This window comes from Pseudomonas sp. GW821-FHT12A04, assembly GCF_058807755.1.
This window is the reverse complement of the sequence record NZ_JBXAQZ010000004.1, coordinates 49,008-68,303: the sequence shown is the minus strand read 5'-3', so window position 1 is coordinate 68,303 and position 19,296 is coordinate 49,008. Positions and strand designations below refer to the sequence as shown.

At 55.7% G+C, this 19,296-nt stretch carries 23 protein-coding genes, 1 tRNA gene and 1 pseudogene; 15 read left to right on the top strand and 10 right to left on the bottom strand.

Going from position 1 to position 19,296, the window contains the following annotated elements; genetic code table 11:
• Positions 1–82: 82 nt before the first annotated feature.
• The 5 genes from AC1RS8_RS07950 to AC1RS8_RS07930 form a co-directional block, all read right to left on the bottom strand.
• Positions 83–904 (bottom strand): hypothetical protein, encoded by an 822-nt coding sequence (locus AC1RS8_RS07950; RefSeq protein ID WP_493162493.1) that lies wholly within the window; start codon positions 902–904, stop codon positions 83–85.
• A gap of 3 nt (positions 905–907) precedes the next feature.
• Positions 908–1,195 carry a hypothetical protein gene (locus tag AC1RS8_RS07945; RefSeq protein WP_493162492.1) on the bottom strand — a complete coding sequence of 96 codons (288 nt, stop codon included), beginning with the start codon at positions 1,193–1,195 and terminating at the stop codon, positions 908–910.
• Complete coding sequence (locus AC1RS8_RS07940; RefSeq protein ID WP_493162491.1) at positions 1,195–1,650, bottom strand: hypothetical protein; 456 nt, start codon at positions 1,648–1,650, stop codon at positions 1,195–1,197. The genes AC1RS8_RS07945 and AC1RS8_RS07940 overlap by 1 nt, the downstream gene beginning before the upstream one ends.
• Before the next feature lie 252 nt (positions 1,651–1,902).
• Positions 1,903–2,232, bottom strand: a complete 330-nt coding sequence (locus tag AC1RS8_RS07935; protein ID WP_493162490.1) for a hypothetical protein — start codon at positions 2,230–2,232, stop codon at positions 1,903–1,905.
• Between the two features lie 275 nt (positions 2,233–2,507).
• Positions 2,508–3,200 carry a hypothetical protein gene (locus tag AC1RS8_RS07930; RefSeq protein ID WP_493162489.1) on the bottom strand — a complete coding sequence of 231 codons (693 nt, stop codon included), beginning with the start codon at positions 3,198–3,200 and terminating at the stop codon, positions 2,508–2,510.
• Positions 3,201–4,118: 918 nt separating this feature from the next.
• On the opposite strand from AC1RS8_RS07930, the gene AC1RS8_RS07925 reads away from it, so the two are divergent.
• From AC1RS8_RS07925 to AC1RS8_RS07910, 4 genes are all read left to right on the top strand, one after another.
• Positions 4,119–4,913 (top strand): endonuclease NucS domain-containing protein, encoded by a 795-nt coding sequence (locus AC1RS8_RS07925; RefSeq protein WP_493162488.1) that lies wholly within the window; start codon positions 4,119–4,121, stop codon positions 4,911–4,913.
• Positions 4,914–5,209: 296 nt separating this feature from the next.
• Complete coding sequence (locus AC1RS8_RS07920) at positions 5,210–5,401, top strand: colicin E3/pyocin S6 family cytotoxin (RefSeq protein ID WP_493162526.1); 192 nt, start codon at positions 5,210–5,212, stop codon at positions 5,399–5,401.
• A complete protein-coding gene (locus AC1RS8_RS07915; protein WP_493162487.1) occupies positions 5,394–5,708 on the top strand; it encodes a hypothetical protein in 315 nt (104 codons plus the stop codon). The genes AC1RS8_RS07920 and AC1RS8_RS07915 overlap by 8 nt, the downstream gene beginning before the upstream one ends.
• 1 nt (position 5,709) lies before the next feature.
• Positions 5,710–6,687, top strand: coding sequence for an ImmA/IrrE family metallo-endopeptidase (locus tag AC1RS8_RS07910; protein WP_493162486.1), 978 nt, complete (start codon positions 5,710–5,712; stop codon positions 6,685–6,687).
• Positions 6,688–6,747: 60 nt separating this feature from the next.
• On the opposite strand, the gene AC1RS8_RS07905 is transcribed toward AC1RS8_RS07910, so the two are convergent.
• The 3 genes from AC1RS8_RS07905 to AC1RS8_RS07895 all read right to left on the bottom strand — a co-directional run bounded on the left by AC1RS8_RS07905 (position 6,748) and on the right by AC1RS8_RS07895 (position 7,816).
• Positions 6,748–6,960, bottom strand: coding sequence for a hypothetical protein (locus AC1RS8_RS07905; RefSeq protein ID WP_493162485.1), 213 nt, complete (start codon positions 6,958–6,960; stop codon positions 6,748–6,750).
• A gap of 283 nt (positions 6,961–7,243) precedes the next feature.
• Positions 7,244–7,573 (bottom strand): hypothetical protein, encoded by a 330-nt coding sequence (locus AC1RS8_RS07900; RefSeq protein WP_493162484.1) that lies wholly within the window; start codon positions 7,571–7,573, stop codon positions 7,244–7,246.
• Positions 7,574–7,731: 158 nt separating this feature from the next.
• Positions 7,732–7,816, bottom strand: a tRNA-Leu gene (locus AC1RS8_RS07895).
• 107 nt (positions 7,817–7,923) lie between these two features.
• Here AC1RS8_RS07895 and queA point away from each other — a divergent pair.
• The 6 genes from queA to AC1RS8_RS07865 all read left to right on the top strand — a co-directional run bounded on the left by queA (position 7,924) and on the right by AC1RS8_RS07865 (position 14,024).
• Positions 7,924–8,988, top strand: a complete 1,065-nt coding sequence (gene queA / locus AC1RS8_RS07890; RefSeq protein WP_150718723.1) for a tRNA preQ1(34) S-adenosylmethionine ribosyltransferase-isomerase QueA — start codon at positions 7,924–7,926, stop codon at positions 8,986–8,988.
• Between the two features lie 14 nt (positions 8,989–9,002).
• Positions 9,003–10,118 carry a tRNA guanosine(34) transglycosylase Tgt gene (gene tgt / locus AC1RS8_RS07885; RefSeq protein ID WP_162130301.1) on the top strand — a complete coding sequence of 372 codons (1,116 nt, stop codon included), beginning with the start codon at positions 9,003–9,005 and terminating at the stop codon, positions 10,116–10,118.
• A gap of 43 nt (positions 10,119–10,161) precedes the next feature.
• Positions 10,162–10,497, top strand: coding sequence for a preprotein translocase subunit YajC (gene yajC / locus AC1RS8_RS07880; RefSeq protein ID WP_007956696.1), 336 nt, complete (start codon positions 10,162–10,164; stop codon positions 10,495–10,497).
• Positions 10,498–10,561: 64 nt separating this feature from the next.
• Complete coding sequence (gene secD / locus AC1RS8_RS07875) at positions 10,562–12,430, top strand: protein translocase subunit SecD (protein ID WP_057716306.1); 1,869 nt, start codon at positions 10,562–10,564, stop codon at positions 12,428–12,430.
• Between the two features lie 9 nt (positions 12,431–12,439).
• The gene (secF, locus tag AC1RS8_RS07870) at positions 12,440–13,354 is read left to right on the top strand and encodes a protein translocase subunit SecF (RefSeq protein ID WP_218494982.1); all 915 of its coding nucleotides are present in this window, start codon (positions 12,440–12,442) and stop codon (positions 13,352–13,354) included.
• 121 nt (positions 13,355–13,475) lie between these two features.
• Positions 13,476–14,024: a glycine zipper 2TM domain-containing protein gene (locus AC1RS8_RS07865; RefSeq protein WP_057716304.1), complete on the top strand. Its 549-nt coding sequence runs from the start codon at positions 13,476–13,478 to the stop codon at positions 14,022–14,024.
• 71 nt (positions 14,025–14,095) lie between these two features.
• On the opposite strand, the pseudogene AC1RS8_RS07860 reads toward AC1RS8_RS07865, so the two are convergent.
• A pseudogene (locus AC1RS8_RS07860) lies at positions 14,096–14,191 on the bottom strand (outer membrane lipoprotein carrier protein LolA); the annotation flags it as partial.
• 91 nt (positions 14,192–14,282) lie between these two features.
• Positions 14,283–15,101: a type III secretion system regulator SuhB gene (gene suhB, locus AC1RS8_RS07855; RefSeq protein ID WP_008053258.1), complete on the bottom strand. Its 819-nt coding sequence runs from the start codon at positions 15,099–15,101 to the stop codon at positions 14,283–14,285.
• 146 nt (positions 15,102–15,247) lie between these two features.
• On the opposite strand from suhB, the gene trmJ reads away from it, so the two are divergent.
• The 5 genes from trmJ (at position 15,248) to iscU (ending at position 19,296) form a co-directional block, all read left to right on the top strand.
• Positions 15,248–16,018 carry a tRNA (cytosine(32)/uridine(32)-2'-O)-methyltransferase TrmJ gene (gene trmJ, locus AC1RS8_RS07850; protein WP_008053257.1) on the top strand — a complete coding sequence of 257 codons (771 nt, stop codon included), beginning with the start codon at positions 15,248–15,250 and terminating at the stop codon, positions 16,016–16,018.
• Between the two features lie 2 nt (positions 16,019–16,020).
• A complete protein-coding gene (gene cysE, locus AC1RS8_RS07845; RefSeq protein ID WP_007982740.1) occupies positions 16,021–16,797 on the top strand; it encodes a serine O-acetyltransferase in 777 nt (258 codons plus the stop codon).
• Between the two features lie 254 nt (positions 16,798–17,051).
• On the top strand, positions 17,052–17,543 hold the full coding sequence (iscR, locus tag AC1RS8_RS07840; RefSeq protein ID WP_007903581.1) for a Fe-S cluster assembly transcriptional regulator IscR: 492 nt from the start codon (positions 17,052–17,054) through the stop codon (positions 17,541–17,543).
• A gap of 50 nt (positions 17,544–17,593) precedes the next feature.
• Positions 17,594–18,808, top strand: a complete 1,215-nt coding sequence (locus AC1RS8_RS07835) for an IscS subfamily cysteine desulfurase (protein WP_489339786.1) — start codon at positions 17,594–17,596, stop codon at positions 18,806–18,808.
• A 101-nt stretch (positions 18,809–18,909) separates the two neighbouring features.
• On the top strand, positions 18,910–19,296 hold the full coding sequence (iscU, locus tag AC1RS8_RS07830) for a Fe-S cluster assembly scaffold IscU (protein WP_028620148.1): 387 nt from the start codon (positions 18,910–18,912) through the stop codon (positions 19,294–19,296).

The following is a 19,296-nucleotide window of genomic DNA, read 5'->3' as shown; positions in this document are numbered from 1 at the left end:
AAGTGGCTCGCTCAAATCGTTTGGGCTCGAAATTTTTAGCAGAGTAAATGGAAATAAATCTGAGGTCCCTTTTTTCTTTGTATTACCGCCTAGACAACAGAAAGAAAACGATCGCGGCACCAACAACCCATAGCCACCACAGACTTCCGCTCGCCGTGCTCTTCAATGGTTCCGGGTCACCTTCGTTGACCTCCATTGTCAGACGCTTATCCACTGTAATGCTCACCACATGCTTATGAATTTCAATGTGAGAGCGAACCAATCCAGTAGTGTCCGGGTGATCAAGAACCTGCTTTTGCAAGACGGGGATTTCAAGATTGACCTTCTCAGCCGCTATGGATTTCTGCAATTGTCTGAAGTGGTTCAGGAGCTGTTCCTTAATTACCACGTCTCCCGAAGCCAACCAGGCGAAGCGGGCCTTGACGTTTTCGGGGAGCCCGTAAGAAAGCACGACCTGATCCAACTTTTCCACGACTACATGCGCAAGGGCGGCAACATCGGCTTGTGGCCCAACTGTATAGGCGTGACGCGAGGAAGGGCCAAAGTGCAACCACACACTTTCTGCTAGTTCGTATTTTTTTTTCTCAGGCATTCGGGGCGGCAGTAGGTCGAACAACCGCTTTGCTACCATGCCCGACATTTTTGTCACGCCCGAGCGCCATTTATACATGGTATTCCGTGCATAACTCTCCGCTTCAGGGCCGTACGTTTTGCCGTATTCCGTTAGGATGGATTCAAATTCAGTTCCAGATAAGCCGAAGAAATATGACTTCACATCTGTATCATTTCCGCCAATTTCCTGCGAAAACGCTTGCGCTTCCTGAATGTGGCGTCGGGCTGCTTCCGCGCCAGTACTGTGGTGATATTTGGTGCCCTTGCGAGAACCATGGTGATAACGTCCCATGGCTTACCCCCTGATCAAGCGAATGATCTTGGACATCAGGCTTTCTTGTCCCTGGCGAACGGTAATTGAGACACGGTAGTCTTTGCCCTCGAAAACCCTGTCGGCAGTAATCATTTGCATGTGACGAAGCGCCATTTGATCTTTGAACTGTTGAAGTGCCATCTTTACTTGATCCCACAAAAACACAGAAGTCGTTTCTGACAAACCTGATTTGTTAAGGGCGATCTGGAATCGCTCCAGCTCAGTCACAGCATCTTCGGGGGCGCGAATTGTGATGCTGCTCCGAAACATTACTTCCCTCCCATGAACATCGCGACAAGCACCACAGCCACAGCGATTATGCCGATAATCATCAGTGTTCGATCCCTTTCACCTGCCGCAGAACGCGACAGTTTCCCTGCAGCAGCGCGGTCAGTATTCCCGATGATCACCTCGGTGCGCCCAATCGACGTGGTCTGCGAGTGCTGAATAGTTGCTGAAGCACCAGTTTGAGTGGCCTTCGCAGTTTGGTCGTTGAAAGAATTTAACGACGCATCTAGAGCAGCAACGTCGATCTTCATTTCCTGTGCTTTCTGTTGAAGCGAAAGCAAGCCTTTGGCGTGCTGAAGACGTAGCTCCGAAACCTGATTGTCGCTTAGACCGCTCAAGTCGATTACATCATTCTGCGTCAGCTTCAGGGACTTATCTGTCGGCACCTCGGCACCTTTCCCAGACACTTGTAAGTTCCGTCCTTCATCATCAGACATCTTGCGTTCCTTATTAGGTATTTCAACCGTTGGGGGTATGCTGTCCTAGCTCGAGCAGGACAAGTAAAGCATCGTAATCCAAGTCGTTGCAGTGTAGCTCGGTAATTGAAGCTCGCGACCAGGTGTGGCTGGAGGAAAAGGGGACCGGAAAAGGGACCGGAAAAGGGGACAGATATATTATTGGAAAAAAATGGATAGTAGCGCCGACGTGTCCCACTAGCAGGCGCACCAGCTTTTTCAGCCGCCCCCTCATTATTGAATGTCTTTCAGATAATCCTTGAGCGCGATGAGCGGGGCATCAAGCTGCTCCAGCGACTGAGCGCCGCTGAACTCACCTGCCACCCTCCGCAACTCACACCCCAACGGCTTATCCACACCCCCAATAGCCTCCAGCGCCAGCCCCACACACTCATCCACCGTCAACTGAATCGCCCCAACATCCCCCCGCCGCATCAGCAACTCAAACACATCCCGCTGGTAGTCACCCATGACCAGATCATCACGCAAAATCGGACTTGAATCCTCCGTCTCGTAAGCCAGTTTGAGGGAGAAGAGAGCGACAGTTTCCAGCTGCAATTCCATGAGGGAATCCTTGTGAAATGTTCCACCGGTGTGGGCGACGTTGAAGAGCAAGATCAAAAGATCGCAGCCTTCGGCAGCTCCTACAGCGACGAGGTGGCTTTTCTACAGACGAAAAAAAAGGCCTTGCAAAGCAAGACCTTTCTTAATTTTGGTGCCCGAGGGGGGACTGTAGGGCTCTATATATTACGTGGCTTGCAGCTTGATTATACAGTGAGGGATACACGTAGGGATGCGGGGTGTCGGCTGCTATCGAGTTGTCACCCTTTCGAGGTGTGCTAGGAAATGAGGGTCGAATTGATTAACTGCCCAATGTGAATTATGAGCTTCGACTGACGACCGTATTCTTCGTCTAGCGTTGGCATAGCCCAGCGCTCTGCAAATACTTTCTTGCCATACTTGAATGCCGCGAATTTTAGTCCTGACGGAGCAGGTTTCGAAGTTAAATCGAGGGAGTAAGGGGTGTCGACCATACTGCGATGCTTCGAGTGATTGTTGAGGGCCGATAGATAGCGAAAGCCCTCATGAACCACTAGGTCAGTCAGCTGCTGATGGATCAGCCCGGTCGGTAATTTTTCAATAATTTTCGCTATGCATATCTCTCGGGGTTTGAGGAAGGTACTCGGATCCAAATTCATCCCAAGAGCGAAGTACACTGTGTGAGCGAGGATATCTGCTGTTGCATGCATATTCTGGACGCAAGCGGTGATGTGTGCAGCAGCTTGGAATCGAGCCTGATTGAAAGCGATGCTTGCAGCATCGTCCCCAAGAATCAACTTCATCATCTCGCCCGGTTCAGCATGACCAGTGGTCGCGGCATTCAGTAAGCGTTTAGCCTCTCCGTAGTGATATTTAGCGAATGCTCCACGTTGAACTATTGAATTTAAAGAAGGACTGAGCATTTCTTGCTGATCATCCCCGTATCGCTGTTGTACAGCACCCCTCAAAACCGCCAAGTTCCATGTAGTCACGAGTGGATCCCTTTCATTAGGTTGTCCAGATCTGCTTAATCGGGGAGGCAAAGGTGATGTTGCAGCCCGTTGCAAACCATAACCCTGGCGGTTGTTCAACGGAGATAGGCGAAGCCATTAGAGCATTTTGGAATCCTGCTGGGGACCCTGAGCATCCACCATGGATACGGGGTCGGAAACCCGCGGGATCGTGGTAGCAGCAGCTTACCCAGCTTACTGAAATTTCAATGTTGAAATTGTAAGGATATTAAAGAAAAAGAAGCACCTTTACCGCATCTGTAAAGGTGTCCCTTCGTGTTGAAGATTGTGAATGCCAGAGCACCGTCAACCACGGGGATAGGTGTCAACCACGTCAACCTGTCAACCAATGTGAAAAAACCTCCCACTAACACGAAGGCGCGGGTTTCCGACCCCGTGCTTGCCGAACGTCTCCAGGGTCCCAGGCGCTGTCGGTGCCCCGATCCTCTGTTCGTTGTTGGCAGACGGCACCTCCCAAGCGTCCTGGCATTCAGCGGCCCAGCGTTCGAATTCTGCATTAGTCGATACCAAGCCAGTATTGCTTTCGCAGGCGGCGCTATGACGCGATAGGGTGTGGGGGCTCGAAAAGACGTGTTACAGGTGTTGCAGGTGTTACAAATGATATTAACTAATTGAATTTGCTAAATATTGTTGATGTTGCACACCGTTCATCTTCCACGTGCGTTGGGTGTTACAAGCCTAATAGGTGTTGCAGCAGCGTTTACAAAATTGAGTATACGGTAGGCCGCATTCGGCCAGAAGAGGACAATCGAGCAAAGGAAACTTGGGCTGATTTTCTATTTCGCAGAGCATCGCGCCGCAAGTCAATTTGATGTCTGTGCGCCACTAAAGGCAATATGTGGCGCATTCTGTCAAATCGAACGCTGCAAGGAAGCCCACATGGCCAGGACGATTTACGACAAGACCACCCGCGCGCTGCTCAAAGACATGCTCGTGAGCTGGAACCTCCAAGCGGGCCAAGTATTCACTGCTGCTCGCGCGATACAGTGGTTTGCGACGAACTACCCCAAACTCAAACCAGGCAGCATCCGCGCGCATTTAGTCCAGGCCGCTACGAACGACCCAAGTCGCCTGCATCATCCCTCGACCAATACCACTGACGACATTCTGTTCAAGGTGGCCCCCGGAGAGTTTCGGCTCTATGAAGCGGGCAAGGATCCGGCGCCTATTCGGGAAATGGTCAAGGGCGATATCGCCGAGCAAGATATAGAGGAGGTTGAAAGCGGTCGCGAGTGTTCTGACGAAACCAACCTACCGGGCTCCACCGAATTTCTACTGGAGAAAGACCTGCAGCGTTACCTGGCCGAAAACCTCGAATGCATCGAGCCGGGCTTGAAGTTGTACGAAGACGAAGACCTACGTGGCATCGAATATGAAGCGGGTGGAGGAAGACGTATCGACATTCTCGCCGTCGACCGTAATGGTGCGTTCGTTGTGATTGAGCTGAAGGTTTCTCGGGGCTACGACCGCGTAATCGGCCAACTGCTGCGCTATATGAACTGGGTTCGGCGCGATCTCGCGGAGCTAGACCAGAAGGTACGCGGCATCATTGTTTGCCGCAGCATGTCCGAGGATCTGCTTCTGGCCTGCTCGAGCATGAAGGACGTGGAGCTGTTCGAATACAAGCTTTCCGTAGCCGTAACTAAAGTACCGGCGCTGCAGCTACCGGAATGAAGAAGACCGCACGACCAATCCAGCAACGCGCAAAAAGGCAAAAAGGGGACTGGCAAAAAGGGGGCAGATTTATTTTCTTGAAAATAAATCTGTCCCCTTTTTGCCCCCTTTTCCGCTTTTCCGTCGAGACTCCAGAGAGCTGGGACGCGGCATACCATTGCTTGGAGTGCTGAGATCGAGAATTCTGGGGTATCTGACATGAAGGTCTGGACGTTATGATGCCCCGCATAGAATAACGACATCAAGGAGGAACGGTGACAAAAAAAACCATTCCCAAGCCATCCTACTTCGACAGCATGGAGTACCTGGGGTTCGTCCACGGTGAGCGTCGGTGGCGGTCGTTATGTGGCCGTCGGCTTTATACTTGGGATGCATTCCATGGAGAAATTGAAGTGTTTTCGTCGCGAGGCAAACATTTGGGTGTTCTCGACGCCACCACTGGCGAAAACATTAAAGATGCCGTAAAGGGGAGGACAGTTGATGTCTAACAAGCGATTCATTGATCTTTGTGTAGAAGGAGAAGTTCTCCCTGAAGAGATAGACGATTTTATTGATGAGTGGCATGAGCTTGATAGTATGGGATCAATATATTCTTACTTAGGGATGACGCGGCAAGAGTATCGCCTATGGGTCCACGATCCCGACATTCTCGCGTTTATAATCACAGCAAGAATTCAAAATCGGGTTATTGATGATGTCGTTGCTGACTTGCACGAGTTACCATTGGCGGCAAGGGCGGACTCTCCTGAGAAGGCAAAATTTCTGATGAGATGGCTTCGGAAGGAAGGGTTCTAATTTGCGCAAAGAGACCGTAGTTAATTATGCCAAACGGATGCACGAAAAATATTCCTTGGATATTCCGGTTGATGTTATCGGGCTGGCAGAAAAGTACGGAGATTTGAAGTTTGTTGATATACCATTTGAAATTGATGGCGTGGCAGCAAACTTAAAGAAAGCTGGGATTAGGCCGACAATACTTGTCAATAAAAACCGCCCAAAAACGAGGCAGCGTTTTACAATCGCACATGAAATAGGTCATGTGATTATTCCTTGGCATATGGGAACGATTTTCGATATTACCAATGGCGCAAACTCGGATGGAACTATTGATTATTGGGAAATGGAGGCTGAAGCCAATGCATTTGCAACTGAGCTGCTAATGCCTACCGCATGGATCGAGGATTTGATAAAAAAAACTTCCAATCCTGCGAAGCTCAACGAGCGGATAGCCAAAAAAGCAGAAGTCTCACCTATTGCTGCAACCCTGCGCCTTAGATCAATCCTGTCTCCTGGCTATATATTTATTGTTTATGGTGGAGATGGCGTGGTTTCATATTCTGGACGAAGTGACGGCACCTATGCTAGTCCACCGCAGCGGGGGGAGGGCGAAAGCGCAATAGATAGGTACGAATATGCCGAAGAGATATACGAGTTTTATTCTGGTCGAGATCGGTACTTATGGTTAAAGCTTCCATCTGAAGTGGAGTTGCATTCAGTCTCTCAAGGAGACTGGCGCGAGATTCTCGAAGAAATAGTTTCTGAAGTCTCAGGTGGCGAAGAGCAAAAGATTAAATACAAGCAGAAACTAAACGGCGTGCTGGGGTACGCGAATGGAGTCATTCGTAGAGGGAATTATAATGAAAAATCTTTGTGTAGCATATGCATCCAGCGATTGGCAGGAAACGAACAGCTTGAGCCGATTACAAGTCATCCAAAATTTAAAGAATTCCTTTCCTCTAAAGTACGAGATTTGATCGAAAAAGCGAGAGGGTAGTAAATAGCGCCTATGTCGGATCAAATTGTCAAGAAAGAATTCGTCTTGGCATAAGTTCGTCTATTCGCTGATCACATAGCCGCCTTCGACCTGTCCTATCGGTCTGCCGATCATCACTTTGTCGAAAGAGGTGAAAGCGTGTTTGCTAGCGATTATCTCAAGTTCGACATGTTCTCCGCCTGCGATGGTCAGTATGGCCGGGTTGCGCTTATCGGTGATGGGTGAAAAAATCCGCTTTTGATCAGGGGACTGAGGTGGAAGACTCTTCTTCAACTAACTACCTCCTGTCCATTGGGTGCTGAATCGCCTCTCCCCCTAGAGTGTCTTTTTTGGGTCGAACTCACCCGGCTATTACAGAAAAGTTTGAGTGCTCAGGACTGGGTAGCTGCATGACCCCTATACTCAAATGGTTGCTGGAGTTGGTTAGCTCGATGCCTCAAGGGCATCGATTGCTTAACCTGCTGGGTGAAAGGAGCAGATTTATTATTGGATAAGATGGGCTACCAGTGCCGTCCGGCAGTTGGGCGTTCCTGCTTCTTAGGTCACCCGCCTTCATTCATTGAATGTCTTTCAAGTAATCCTTAAGCCCGATGAGCGGAGCATCAAGTTGCTCTATCGTCTGCGCACTGCGAAATTCACCCGCCAACCTCCGCAACTCCCGCCCCAACGGTTTATCCACACCGCCAATGGCCTCCAGCGCCAACCCCACACACTCACCCACCTTCACCTGAATCGTCTCAACATCCCCCCGCCGCACCAGCAACTCAAACACATCCCGCTGGTAGTCACCCATGACCAGATCGTCACGCAAAATCGGGCTTGAATCTTCCGATTCGTAAGCCAGTTTGAGGGAGAAGAGGGCGACGGTTTCCAGGTGCAATTCCATGGGGGGAATCCTTGTGAAATTTTCCGGCGGTGCGGGTGGTGTGGAAGAGCAGGGTCAAAAGCATCGCCAGCAAGCCGGCTCCTACAGGTCGGTGAGATGGCAGGTGCTTTTCTGCAGACGAAAAAAAAGGCCTTGCTAAGCAAGACCTTTCTTAATTTTGGTGCCCCGAGGGAGACTCGAACTCCCACTCCTTTCGAAAACGGATTTTGAATCCGCCGCGTCTACCAATTCCGCCATCAGGGCTCAATGGCGGCGAAGTATAGAGATGAGATAACCGCTGGTCAATCAGGTACATGGAGAATTTTTGATAATTCCGCTAGACTTCCCGGCCCTGCTAGACGAACCCCATCATGCGCGTTGCTGACTTTACCTTCGAGCTCCCTGATTCGCTGATCGCCCGCCATCCGCTGGCCGAGCGGCGCAATAGTCGCCTGTTGACCCTTGATGGGGTCAGCGGCGCCCTGGCACACCGTCAATTCACTGATTTGCTGGAGCATTTGCGTCCCGGCGACTTGATGGTGTTCAACAATACCCGGGTGATTCCGGCGCGGCTGTTTGGCCAGAAGGCTTCCGGCGGCAAGCTGGAAATCCTGGTGGAGCGGGTGCTGGACAGTCATCGCGTGCTGGCCCATGTGCGCTCCAGCAAGTCGCCGAAGCCGGGGTCGAAGATCCTGATCGACGGCGGTGGCGAGGCCGAGATGCTGGCGCGTCATGATGCGTTGTTCGAGCTTGGGTTTGCCGAGGAAGTGCTGCCGCTGCTCGACCGCGTCGGGCACATGCCGTTGCCTCCTTATATAGACCGCCCGGACGAGGGCGCGGACCGTGAGCGTTACCAGACCGTCTACGCCGAGCGTTTGGGCGCGGTGGCGGCGCCGACGGCGGGGCTGCATTTCGATCAGGTGCTGATGGAGGCGATTGCCGCCAAGGGCGTCGAGACCGCGTTCGTGACCTTGCACGTTGGCGCCGGTACGTTCCAGCCGGTGCGGGTGGAGAAGCTCGAAGACCACCACATGCACACAGAATGGCTGGAAGTCGGCCAGGACGTGGTCGATGCCGTTGCCGCCTGCCGCGCTCGCGGTGGTCGCGTGGTGGCGGTGGGGACCACCAGCGTGCGTTCCCTGGAAAGTGCCGCCCGCGATGGCGTGCTCAAGCCGTTCAGCGGCGATACAGACATTTTCATCTACCCTGGCCGGCCGTTTCATGTGGTCGATGCCCTGGTCACCAACTTCCATTTGCCTGAATCCACGCTGTTGATGCTGGTTTCGGCGTTCGCCGGTTATCCCGAGACCATGGCTGCCTACAAGGCTGCGGTCGACAACGGTTACCGCTTTTTCAGCTACGGTGATGCGATGTTCATCACGCGTAATCCTGCGCCGACTGCCCCTAAAGAATCGGGCCCAGAGGAAACTGTATGAGTCGCACCTGTCGTATGTCTTTCGAGCTGCTGGCCACTGATGGCAAGGCTCGTCGCGGTCGTTTGACCTTCCCGCGCGGTACCGTCGAGACCCCGGCTTTCATGCCGGTGGGCACCTACGGCACGGTCAAGGGCATGCTGCCACGGGATATCGAGGCGACTGGCGCTGAAATCATTCTGGGCAACACTTTCCACCTGTGGCTGCGTCCGGGCACGGAAGTGATCAAGAAACACGGCGACCTGCACGATTTCATGCAGTGGAAAGGCCCGATTCTGACTGACTCCGGCGGTTTCCAGGTGTTCAGCCTGGGCGCGATGCGCAAGATCAAGGAGGAGGGCGTGACCTTCGCTTCCCCGGTCGACGGCGCCAAGGTGTTCATGGGGCCGGAAGAGTCGATGCAGGTCCAGCGTGACCTGGGCTCCGACATCGTGATGATTTTCGACGAATGCACGCCGTACCCGGCCGACGAAGACGTCGCCCGTATTTCCATGGAATTGTCCCTGCGTTGGGCCAAGCGTTCGAAAGAAGCCCATGGCGACAACACGGCGGCGCTGTTCGGAATCGTTCAGGGCGGCATGCACCAGGACCTGCGCATGCGCTCCCTGGAAGGCCTGGACAAGATCGGCTTCGACGGCCTGGCCATCGGCGGCCTGTCGGTGGGCGAGCCCAAGCACGAGATGATCAAGGTGCTGGATTACCTGCCGGGCATGATGCCGGCTGACAAACCTCGTTACCTTATGGGCGTTGGCAAACCGGAAGACTTGGTTGAGGGTGTGCGCCGCGGTGTGGACATGTTCGATTGCGTGATGCCAACCCGTAATGCCCGCAATGGGCATCTGTTCATTGATACCGGCGTGCTGAAGATCCGTAACGCGTTCCATCGCCATGATGATTCGCCGCTCGATCCGACCTGCGATTGCTATACCTGCCAGAACTTCTCCCGCGCTTATCTGCATCACCTGGACAAGTGCGGCGAAATGCTGGGAAGCATGCTCAATACCATCCATAACTTGCGCCATTATCAAGTGCTTATGGCTGGTTTGCGCGAGGCTATTCAACAGGGTACATTGGCCGCCTTTGTCGATGCCTTCTACGCCAAACGCGGGTTGCCTGTTCCGCCTTTGGACTGAGTTTACTGACCCCAAGATTCAACATTTGCAACTGGAGTGCTAAATGAGCTTTTTTATCTCTAATGCCATGGCAGACGCTGCTGCACCTGCGGCAGCCCCTATGGGCGGCGGTTTCGAGTGGATTTTCCTGGTCGGCTTCCTGGTCATCTTCTACCTGATGATCTGGCGTCCACAGGCCAAGCGCGCCAAAGAGCAGAAAAACCTGCTGAGCAGCCTGCAGAAAGGCGACGAAGTTGTGACCACCGGCGGCATCGCCGGCAAGATCACTAAAGTGGCCGACGATTTCGTCGTTCTGGAAGTTTCCGACACCGTCGAAATGAAGTTCCAGAAAGGCGCCATCGCCGCCACGCTGCCAAAAGGCACGCTCAAAGCGATCTAAGTTTCAACTTCATTTTCAATCGACGGGGCGCGCAAGGCGCCCCGCGTCATAAACGGGCGGCGTGATGCTGAACAAATATCCTCTGTGGAAATACATTCTGATCCTGGCGGTGCTGGCGGTCGGTCTGATTTATTCCGCTCCCAATCTTTATCCTGATGACCCGGCCATTCAGGTCAGCGGTGCAAGCACTGCGCTGCAGGTCAATCAGGCTGATCTGGATCGCGTGAGCGCTGCGCTCAAGGAATCCGGGATCAACGTCAAGGCTGCCACGCTGGCAGAGGGCGGCAAGGGCGGTCTGATTCGCCTGACCAAGGCTGAAGACCAGCTGCCGGCCAAGGACGTCGTGCGCAAGGCATTGGGTGATGACTACGTCGTCGCGCTGAACCTGGCACAAACCACCCCGCAATGGCTGCGCAACCTCGCTGCGCATCCGATGAAGCTGGGTCTGGACTTGTCCGGTGGTGTGCACTTCCTGCTGGAAGTGGACATGGACAAAGCCCTCGACGCGCGCCTGAAAGTCTACGAAGGTGACGTCAAGAGCCTGCTGCGTAAAGAGAAGCTGCGCTATCGCAGTCTGCCGCAACTGGGCGGTGCCATTCAGCTGGGCTTCACTGATGAAGCAGCCCGCGAACAGGCCCGTACGCTGATCCGCAAGAACTTCAACGATTTCGACATTGTTCCGGCCGACCTCAACGGTCAACCGGTGCTGCGTCTGGCGATGACCCCGGCCAAGCTGGCGGAAATCCGTGAATACTCCATCAAGCAGAACTTGACCACGGTACGTAACCGCGTCAACGAGCTGGGTGTTGCCGAACCGATCGTCCAGCGTCAGGGCGCCAACCGCATCGTGGTTGAGCTGCCGGGCGTGCAGGACACCGCCGAAGCCAAGCGTATCCTCGGCAAGACGGCCAACCTCGAGTTCCGTCTGGCGGCTGAGCCGGGTGCTTCGAAAGCCACTTCCGAATCCTTCGAGTTCCGTGAGGGCAACCGTCCTCCTGCGCTGATCGAGCGTGGCCTGATCATCACCGGTGACCAGGTAACCGACGCCAAGGCTGGCTTCGACGAGCACGGCAGGCCAGAAGTGAATATCCGTCTGGATGGCCATGGCGGCGAGCTGATGAGTCGTGCGACCCGTTCGAACGTCGGTCGCAGCATGGCGGTGATCTTCATCGAGCAGCGCCCGGTTACCACTTACACCAAGCAGGTGGTCAACGGCGTCGAGAAAGACGTTCCGGTTCAGACCTTCAAGGAAGAGAAGAAGATCATCAGCCTGGCGACCATTCAGTCGCCGCTGGGTGCTCAGTTCCGCATCACTGGCCTGAACGGCCAGGGCGAGTCGTCCGAACTGGCGCTGCTGCTGCGTGCCGGTGGTCTGGCCGCTCCGATGTACTTCGCTGAAGAACGCACCATCGGTCCAAGCCTGGGTGCCGACAACATCACCAAGGGTATCGATGCATCGCTGTGGGGCATGCTGTTCGTCTCGCTGTTCATCATCGCCATCTACCGCTTCTTCGGCATTATCGCCACCGTCGCGCTGACGGTGAACATGGTGATGCTGCTGGCCTTGATGTCTCTGCTGGGTGCAACGCTGACTCTGCCGGGTATCGCCGGTATCGTGTTGACCATGGGTATGGCGGTCGACGCCAACGTGCTGATCTTCTCGCGGATCCGTGAAGAGATCGCCGCCGGCATGACCGTGCAGCGCGCAATCAACGAAGGCTTCGGCCGGGCATTCACCGCGATTCTCGACGCCAACCTGACAACACTGTTGGTCGGCGGCATCCTCTTTGCCATGGGCACCGGCCCGGTCAAGGGCTTTGCAGTGACCATGTCCCTCGGGATCTTTACCTCGATGTTCACGGCCATCATGGTGACCCGCGCGATGGTCAACCTGATCTTCGGCGGTCGTGACTTCAAGAAGTTGTGGATTTAAGGGGCTGCCATGTTACGTACAATCAACTTCATGGGCGTTCGCAACTTTGCGTTCGGCGTCACATTGTTCCTTACGGTGCTGGCCTTGTTCAGCGTCGCCACCAAGGGCATGAACTGGGGCCTGGACTTCACCGGCGGTACGCTCATCGAGCTGACCTACGAGCGTCCGGCCGACGTCACCAAGGTGCGTGAGCAGCTGGTGACCGCGGGTTATCACGAAGCCATCGTGCAGAACTTCGGTGCAACCACCGACCTGCTGGTGCGCATGCCTGGCGAAGACCCGCAACTGGGTCACCAGGTGGCCGAAGCCTTGCAGAAGGTGGGCGGCGAGAACCCGGCGACGGTCAAGCGCGTCGAGTTCGTCGGCCCGCAGGTGGGTGAAGAGCTGCGCGACCAGGGCGGCCTCGGCATGCTGATGGCGCTGGGCGGCATCCTGATCTACCTGGCGTTCCGCTTTCAGTGGAAGTTTGCGGTCGGTGCGATCGTGTCCCTGATCCACGACGTGATCGTGACCATCGGTATCCTGTCGTTCTTCCAGATCACCTTCGACCTGACGGTGCTGGCGGCGGTGCTGGCGATCATCGGTTACTCGCTCAACGACACCATCGTGGTATTCGACCGGGTTCGTGAGAACTTCCGGGTACTGCGCAAGGCCAGCCTGATCGAGAACATCAACATCTCGACCACGCAAACCCTGCTGCGGACCATGGCGACTTCGATTTCCACCTTGCTGGCGATCGCGGCCCTGCTGTTCTTCGGTGGCGACAACCTGTTCGGCTTCTCCATTGCCCTGTTCATCGGTGTTCTGGCGGGTACTTACTCGTCGATCTACATCGCGAACGTGGTGCTGATCTGGCTGAACCTGAGCACGGAAGACCTGATTCCTCCGGCCAATACCGAGAAGGAAGTCGACGACCGTCCTTGAAGGAAGCTTCTTTCAGTGATGTAGTCCGAAAAAGGCGCGAGTTGAACTCGCGCCTTTTTTTGTGCTCCAAGGCTGGGAGAAGCGCGGGTTTATCCCGCATTTGATGGTCCAGGAGGTTCATGTGAACAAGTCGATGCTGGTTGGTGCTGTACTGGGTGCTGTCGGTGTGACTGCCGGGGGTGCTGTGGCCACCTACAGCCTGGTTAAAAGCGGCCCGGAGTTCGCACAAGTACTCGCCGTTGAGCCGGTCAAGACACAAATCAAGACTCCACGTGAAGTGTGCAAGGATGTAGCGGTCACCCGGCAGGCGCCGGTGAAAGATCAACATCAGATCGCCGGTACGGTGGTCGGTGCATTGGCAGGTGGTTTGCTGGGTAACCAGATCGGTGGCGGCAGCGGTAAGAAGATCGCCACGGTCGCAGGTGCTGTCGGTGGCGGTTACGCCGGTAACAAGGTGCAGGAAGGCATGCAGGAGCGTGATACCTACACCACCACCCAGACCCGCTGTAACACGGTTAACGACATCAGTGACAAGGTTGTAGGTTACGACGTGCGTTATTCGCTGGACGGCAAGGAAGGCAAGGTGCGCATGGATCGTGATCCAGGCAACCAGATTCCGGTGGATAAGGAAGGCAAGTTGATCTTGTCGGAGAATCAGACGGCTCACTGATCTGCTGATGCTGGATTAAAAAAGAAGCACCCTGCGGGGTGCTTTTTTGTGCCCGCGATTTATGCGCCACCGCAATCCCCTGTAGGAGCGAGCCTGCTCGCGAAGAACCTAAGGGCACCGCGTTTATCCAGAATTCCCGCGTTATCGTTGACGACCTTCGCGAGCAGGCTCGCTCCTACAGAGGATTGCGGTGTTTTGAGGGGCAAATTCCAGGCATAAAAAAGCACCCCGAAGGGTGCTTTTTCTGTCGCTGGAAGCTTAGCGCTTCAGCGAGGCTGGCAGGTGCGGCTGGATGGCCGTCAGGACTGCCTTGAAGCACTTGGTGTTGCCGGCAACGACGTGGCCTTTTTCAAGGAAGTCGTGACCGCCGGTGAAGTCGCTCACCAGGCCGCCAGCTTCCTGGATCAGCAGGGCGCCTGCCGCCATGTCCCATTCGGACAGGCCCGACTCCCAGAAGGCGTCGAAACGGCCGGCGGCCACGTAGGCCAGGTCCAGGCTTGCAGAGCCGGCGCGGCGGATGCCGGCAGTCTGGCCAACCAGGGCGCGGAACATGCCCAGGTAGTTGTCGAGGTTGTCCATCTGGTCGTCACGGAACGGGAAGCCGGTACCCAGCAGGGCGCCGTCGAGGCTGGTGCGACCGCTGACGCGCAGGCGACGACCGTTCAGTTGAGCGCCGCGACCACGGCTGGCGGTGAATTCTTCCTGGCGAACCGGGTCCAGAACAACAGCGTGCTCAAGACGACCGCGGTATTTGCAGGCGATGCTGACAGCGAAGTGAGGAATGCCGCGCAGGAAGTTGGTGGTGCCGTCCAGCGGATCGATGATCCACAGGTACTCTTCGCCTTCGATGCCGGTGCCGGCGTGCATGCCGGTCTCTTCACCCAGGATCGAGTGATTCGGGTACGCCTTGCGCAGGGCGTCGATGATTTTCTGTTCGGCGGCGCGATCCACCTCGGATACGTAATCCTTGGCGTCTTTTTCGTCGACCTTGATGGTATCCAGGCGCTCGATGGAGCGGAAGATCAATTCACTGGCGCTGCGGGCGGCGCGCAGCGCGATATTCAGCATGGGCTGCATGGATGTGTCACCTAAGGTTGTTAAAGAAAGCCGGGCATTCTATCAGAAAGTTTCTACAGGAGAAGGACGACGTTCGCTTTCATGGCTTAACGGTAGGTTCAGCTGTAAGATTCGGCTCCCGATTATTGTGTTCGAGAGCGCCTCCCTTGCTGCAAAACATTCGTGTCGTCCTGGTCAATACCAGCCATCCGGGCAATATCGGCGGGGCTGCGCGTGCCATGAAGAACATGGGGCTGTCGCGGCTGGTGCTGGTCGAGCCTCGTGTGTTCCCGCATCACGAGGCCGATGCCCGTGCCTCCGGTGCCGGGGACATCCTTGAAAACGCGCAGGTCGTCGCCACCTTGGAAGATGCCTTGGTCGGTTGCAACCTGGTGCTTGGTACCAGTGCTCGCGACCGGCGCATTCCCTGGCCGCTGCTCGATCCCCGCGAATGCGGAACGAAGGTGGTCGAGGAGGCGGGGCAGGGTGCGGAAATCGCTCTGGTGTTCGGTCGTGAAGATTCCGGCCTGACCAACGAAGAGCTGCAGCGATGTCATTATCACGTGCACATTCCATCAGACCCTGAGTTCAGTTCACTGAACCTTGGGGCGGCGGTGCAGGTGTTGGGTTATGAAGTGCGCATGTCCTGGCTGGCGGCCCAAGGTCAGCCGAGCAAGGTCGAGAAGGAAGAAGTGGCCTCGGTCAAAAGCGCTGAGCTGGCGACCATGGACGAGCTGGAGCGATTCTATGAGCACCTGGAGCAGACCCTGGTGGCCATCGAATTCCTCGATCCGGAAAAGCCACGGCACTTGATGGCGCGCCTGCGCCGGTTGTACGGACGCAGCTCGGTCAGCCGGGCGGAAATGAATATTTTGCGTGGCATCCTCACGGAAACCCAAAAAGCGGCCCGTGGTGAGCTCCTTAAGCGGAAGGATTAATGATGTTCGAGCGTTTGCGTGAAGATATCCAGAGCGTATTCCACCGAGACCCGGCGGCGCGTAACGCTTTTGAAGTCCTGACTTGCTATCCGGGCATGCACGCCATCTGGATCCACCGTTTGTCGGCGATGCTGTGGCGCGCGGACCTGAAATGGCTGGCGCGGCTGGTGTCGAACTTCGGCCGCTGGCTGACCGGGATCGAGATCCATCCGGGTGCCAAGGTCGGTCGTCGTTTCTTCATTGACCATGGCATGGGCATCGTCATCGGTGAAACCGCCGAGATCGGCGATGACGTCACTATTTATCAGGGTGTGACCCTGGGCGGCACCAGCTGGAACAAGGGCAAGCGTCACCCGACCTTGGGTGATGGCGTCGTGGTCGGGGCGGGCGCGAAGGTGCTCGGCCCGTTCACTGTCGGTGCCGGTGCCAAGGTGGGTTCCAATGCTGTCGTGACCAAGGAAGTGCCGCCGGGTGCCACTGTGGTGGGTATTCCGGGGCGAATCATCGTCAAATCCGACGAAGAGCAAGATGCCAAGCGTAAGGCCATGGCCGAGAAGATCGGCTTCGATGCCTACGGTGTGACTGAAGACATGCCTGACCCGGTGGCTCGCGCCATTAACCAGTTGCTCGATCACCTGCAGGCGGTCGATGGTCGTCTGGAGGGGATGTGCGGGGCGTTGAAGGACCTGGGCAGCAATTACTGTGCGAAAGATCTGCCTGAGCTGCGCGAAGAAGATTTCGCCTGTGTGAAGGACAAGGATCAGAGTCAGGCCAGCTAAACCGAGTCGAATTCATCGCGAGCAAGCTCGCTCCCACAGGTGATCAAGTTGTACAGGCTGACGCGGTCCAGTGTGGGAGCGAGCTTGCTCGCGATGAACGATAACGCGGTACTGCTGGCTGTATATGGCCAGCCTTTGCTATGATGCTGCCGCTCTTTTGCGGGTAAACCTGACTAAAGTACTAGGTCTTATAGTTGACTTAAATACTCGGGAATTGCATACTCGCCTCATTCCGAACTCCGTGGTAATTGTCCATGCGACTGACTACAAAAGGCCGATACGCCGTGACCGCCATGCTTGACCTGGCGTTGCACGCGCAGCACGGGCCCGTGTCCCTGGCCGATATCTCCGAGCGCCAAGGCATCTCCCTGTCCTACCTCGAACAGCTTTTCGCCAAGCTGCGCCGCAGCAATCTGGTGTCCAGCGTGCGTGGTCCGGGTGGTGGCTACCAATTGTCCCGCGACATGCAGGGCATCCAGGTCGCCCAGGTGATCGATGCGGTGAACGAATCGGTCGATGCAACCAAATGCCAGGGCCAGGGTGATTGCCATCAAGGCGACACCTGTCTGACCCACCACTTGTGGTGCGATCTGAGCCTGCAAATTCACGAATTTCTGAGCGGTATCAGCTTGGCTGACCTTGTGACTCGCCGTGAGGTACAAGAAGTAGCCCAGCGTCAGGACCAGCGCCGTTGCAACAGCAAGGCGCCACGCCTGGACAAGATTGAAGCGTCCGCCGTCGAATGACAGCCAAAGAGCTAGCGGCACGCCAGCCAGCCTGATTTAGGAGATAGTCCATGAAATTGCCGATTTACCTTGATTACTCTGCGACCACCCCGGTTGATCCGCGTGTTGCGCAAAAAATGAGTGAATGCCTGCTGGTCGACGGAAACTTCGGTAACCCGGCGTCCCGTTCCCACGTGTTCGGCTGGAAAGCTGAAGAGTCCGTTGAAAACGCTCGTCGTCAGGTCGCTGACCTGGTCAACGCCGACCCGCGTGAAATCGTCTGGACCTCTGGTGCCACCGAATCCGACAACCTGGCAATCAAGGGTGCGGCACATTTCTATGCCACCAAAGGCAAGCACCTGATCACCACCAAGATTGAGCACAAGGCTGTCCTGGACACCATGCGCCAACTGGAGCGTGAAGGCTTCGAAGTGACCTACATCGAGCCTCGTACCGATGGCCTGGTGACCCCGGAGATGATCCAAGCCGAACTGCGTGACGACACCATCCTGGTTTCGGTCATGCACGTGAACAACGAAATCGGCACCGTCAACGACATCGCAGCGATCGGCGAACTGCTCCGTTCCAAGGGCATCCTGTTCCACGTCGACGCTGCTCAGTCCACCGGCAAGGTCGAGATCGACCTGCAGAAGCTGAAAGTTGACATGATGTCGTTCTCCGCCCACAAGACCTACGGTCCTAAAGGCATCGGCGCCCTGTACGTAAGCCGCAAGCCGCGCGTGCGTATCGAAGCGACCATGCACGGTGGCGGTCACGAGCGCGGCATGCGTTCCGGCACCCTGGCGACCCACCAGATTGTCGGCATGGGTGAAGCTTTCCGCGTAGCCAAGGAAGACATGGCTGCCGAGAACGCGCGCATCAAGGCGTTGAGCGACCGTTTCTACAAGCAGGTCGAGCACCTGGAAGAGCTGTACGTCAACGGCAGCATGACCGCCCGCGTTCCGCACAACCTGAACCTGAGCTTCAACTACGTTGAAGGCGAGTCGCTGATCATGGCGCTCAAGGATCTGGCAGTATCGTCCGGTTCGGCCTGCACCTCGGCGTCCCTTGAGCCTTCGTACGTACTGCGCGCCCTGGGCCGCAACGACGAACTGGCACACAGCTCGATCCGCTTCACCTTCGGCCGTTTCACCACCGAAGAAGAAATCGATTACGCCGCGCAGAAAGTTTGCGAGGCTGTTACCAAGCTGCGCGCTCTGTCGCCGCTGTGGGACATGTACAAAGACGGCGTCGATATCTCGAAGATCGAGTGGGCGGCACACTAAACAAAGAAGCCGCCGGATACGGGTCCTGTAGCAGCGCGGCGGTCCATGCAGCGTAACTACAGGGTCTCAAGAGCGGCCCTGATGAGTGAGGATTGAGAATCATGGCTTACAGCGAAAAGGTCATCGACCACTACGAAAACCCGCGCAACGTCGGCAAGATGGACGCGGAAGATCCTGATGTCGGCACCGGCATGGTCGGCGCTCCGGCGTGTGGCGACGTGATGCGCCTGCAGATCAAGGTCAACGAAGCCGGCATCATCGAAGATGCCAAGTTCAAGACTTACGGCTGCGGTTCGGCTATCGCTTCCAGCTCCCTCGCCACCGAGTGGATGAAGGGCAAGACCCTGGACGAAGCGGAAACCATCAAGAACACCCAGCTGGCTGAAGAACTGGCCCTGCCGCCAGTGAAAATCCACTGCTCGGTACTCGCTGAAGACGCCATCAAGGCGGCTGTTCGCGATTACAAGCAGAAGAAAGGCTTGATCTGA

What these genes read in the sequence shown, in the direction of transcription:
- AC1RS8_RS07925 (WP_493162488.1), top strand. Translation starts at nt 4,119, where the DNA reads ATGGCCAGGACGATTTACGACAAGACCACCCGCGCGCTGCTCAAAGAC.
- secF (WP_218494982.1), top strand. Translation starts at nt 12,440, where the DNA reads ATGTTACGTACAATCAACTTCATGGGCGTTCGCAACTTTGCGTTCGGC.
- iscU (WP_028620148.1), top strand. Translation starts at nt 18,910, where the DNA reads ATGGCTTACAGCGAAAAGGTCATCGACCACTACGAAAACCCGCGCAAC.
- AC1RS8_RS07915 (WP_493162487.1), top strand. Translation starts at nt 5,394, where the DNA reads ATGTCTAACAAGCGATTCATTGATCTTTGTGTAGAAGGAGAAGTTCTC.
- secD (WP_057716306.1), top strand. Translation starts at nt 10,562, where the DNA reads ATGCTGAACAAATATCCTCTGTGGAAATACATTCTGATCCTGGCGGTG.
- AC1RS8_RS07900 (WP_493162484.1), bottom strand. Translation starts at nt 7,573, where the DNA reads ATGGAATTGCACCTGGAAACCGTCGCCCTCTTCTCCCTCAAACTGGCT.
- queA (WP_150718723.1), top strand. Translation starts at nt 7,924, where the DNA reads ATGCGCGTTGCTGACTTTACCTTCGAGCTCCCTGATTCGCTGATCGCC.
- AC1RS8_RS07935 (WP_493162490.1), bottom strand. Translation starts at nt 2,232, where the DNA reads ATGGAATTGCAGCTGGAAACTGTCGCTCTCTTCTCCCTCAAACTGGCT.
- AC1RS8_RS07920 (WP_493162526.1), top strand. Translation starts at nt 5,210, where the DNA reads ATGGAGTACCTGGGGTTCGTCCACGGTGAGCGTCGGTGGCGGTCGTTA.
- cysE (WP_007982740.1), top strand. Translation starts at nt 16,021, where the DNA reads ATGTTCGAGCGTTTGCGTGAAGATATCCAGAGCGTATTCCACCGAGAC.
- AC1RS8_RS07940 (WP_493162491.1), bottom strand. Translation starts at nt 1,650, where the DNA reads ATGTCTGATGATGAAGGACGGAACTTACAAGTGTCTGGGAAAGGTGCC.
- iscR (WP_007903581.1), top strand. Translation starts at nt 17,052, where the DNA reads ATGCGACTGACTACAAAAGGCCGATACGCCGTGACCGCCATGCTTGAC.
- suhB (WP_008053258.1), bottom strand. Translation starts at nt 15,101, where the DNA reads ATGCAGCCCATGCTGAATATCGCGCTGCGCGCCGCCCGCAGCGCCAGT.
- yajC (WP_007956696.1), top strand. Translation starts at nt 10,162, where the DNA reads ATGAGCTTTTTTATCTCTAATGCCATGGCAGACGCTGCTGCACCTGCG.
- AC1RS8_RS07950 (WP_493162493.1), bottom strand. Translation starts at nt 904, where the DNA reads ATGGGACGTTATCACCATGGTTCTCGCAAGGGCACCAAATATCACCAC.
- AC1RS8_RS07835 (WP_489339786.1), top strand. Translation starts at nt 17,594, where the DNA reads ATGAAATTGCCGATTTACCTTGATTACTCTGCGACCACCCCGGTTGAT.
- AC1RS8_RS07945 (WP_493162492.1), bottom strand. Translation starts at nt 1,195, where the DNA reads ATGTTTCGGAGCAGCATCACAATTCGCGCCCCCGAAGATGCTGTGACT.
- tgt (WP_162130301.1), top strand. Translation starts at nt 9,003, where the DNA reads ATGTCTTTCGAGCTGCTGGCCACTGATGGCAAGGCTCGTCGCGGTCGT.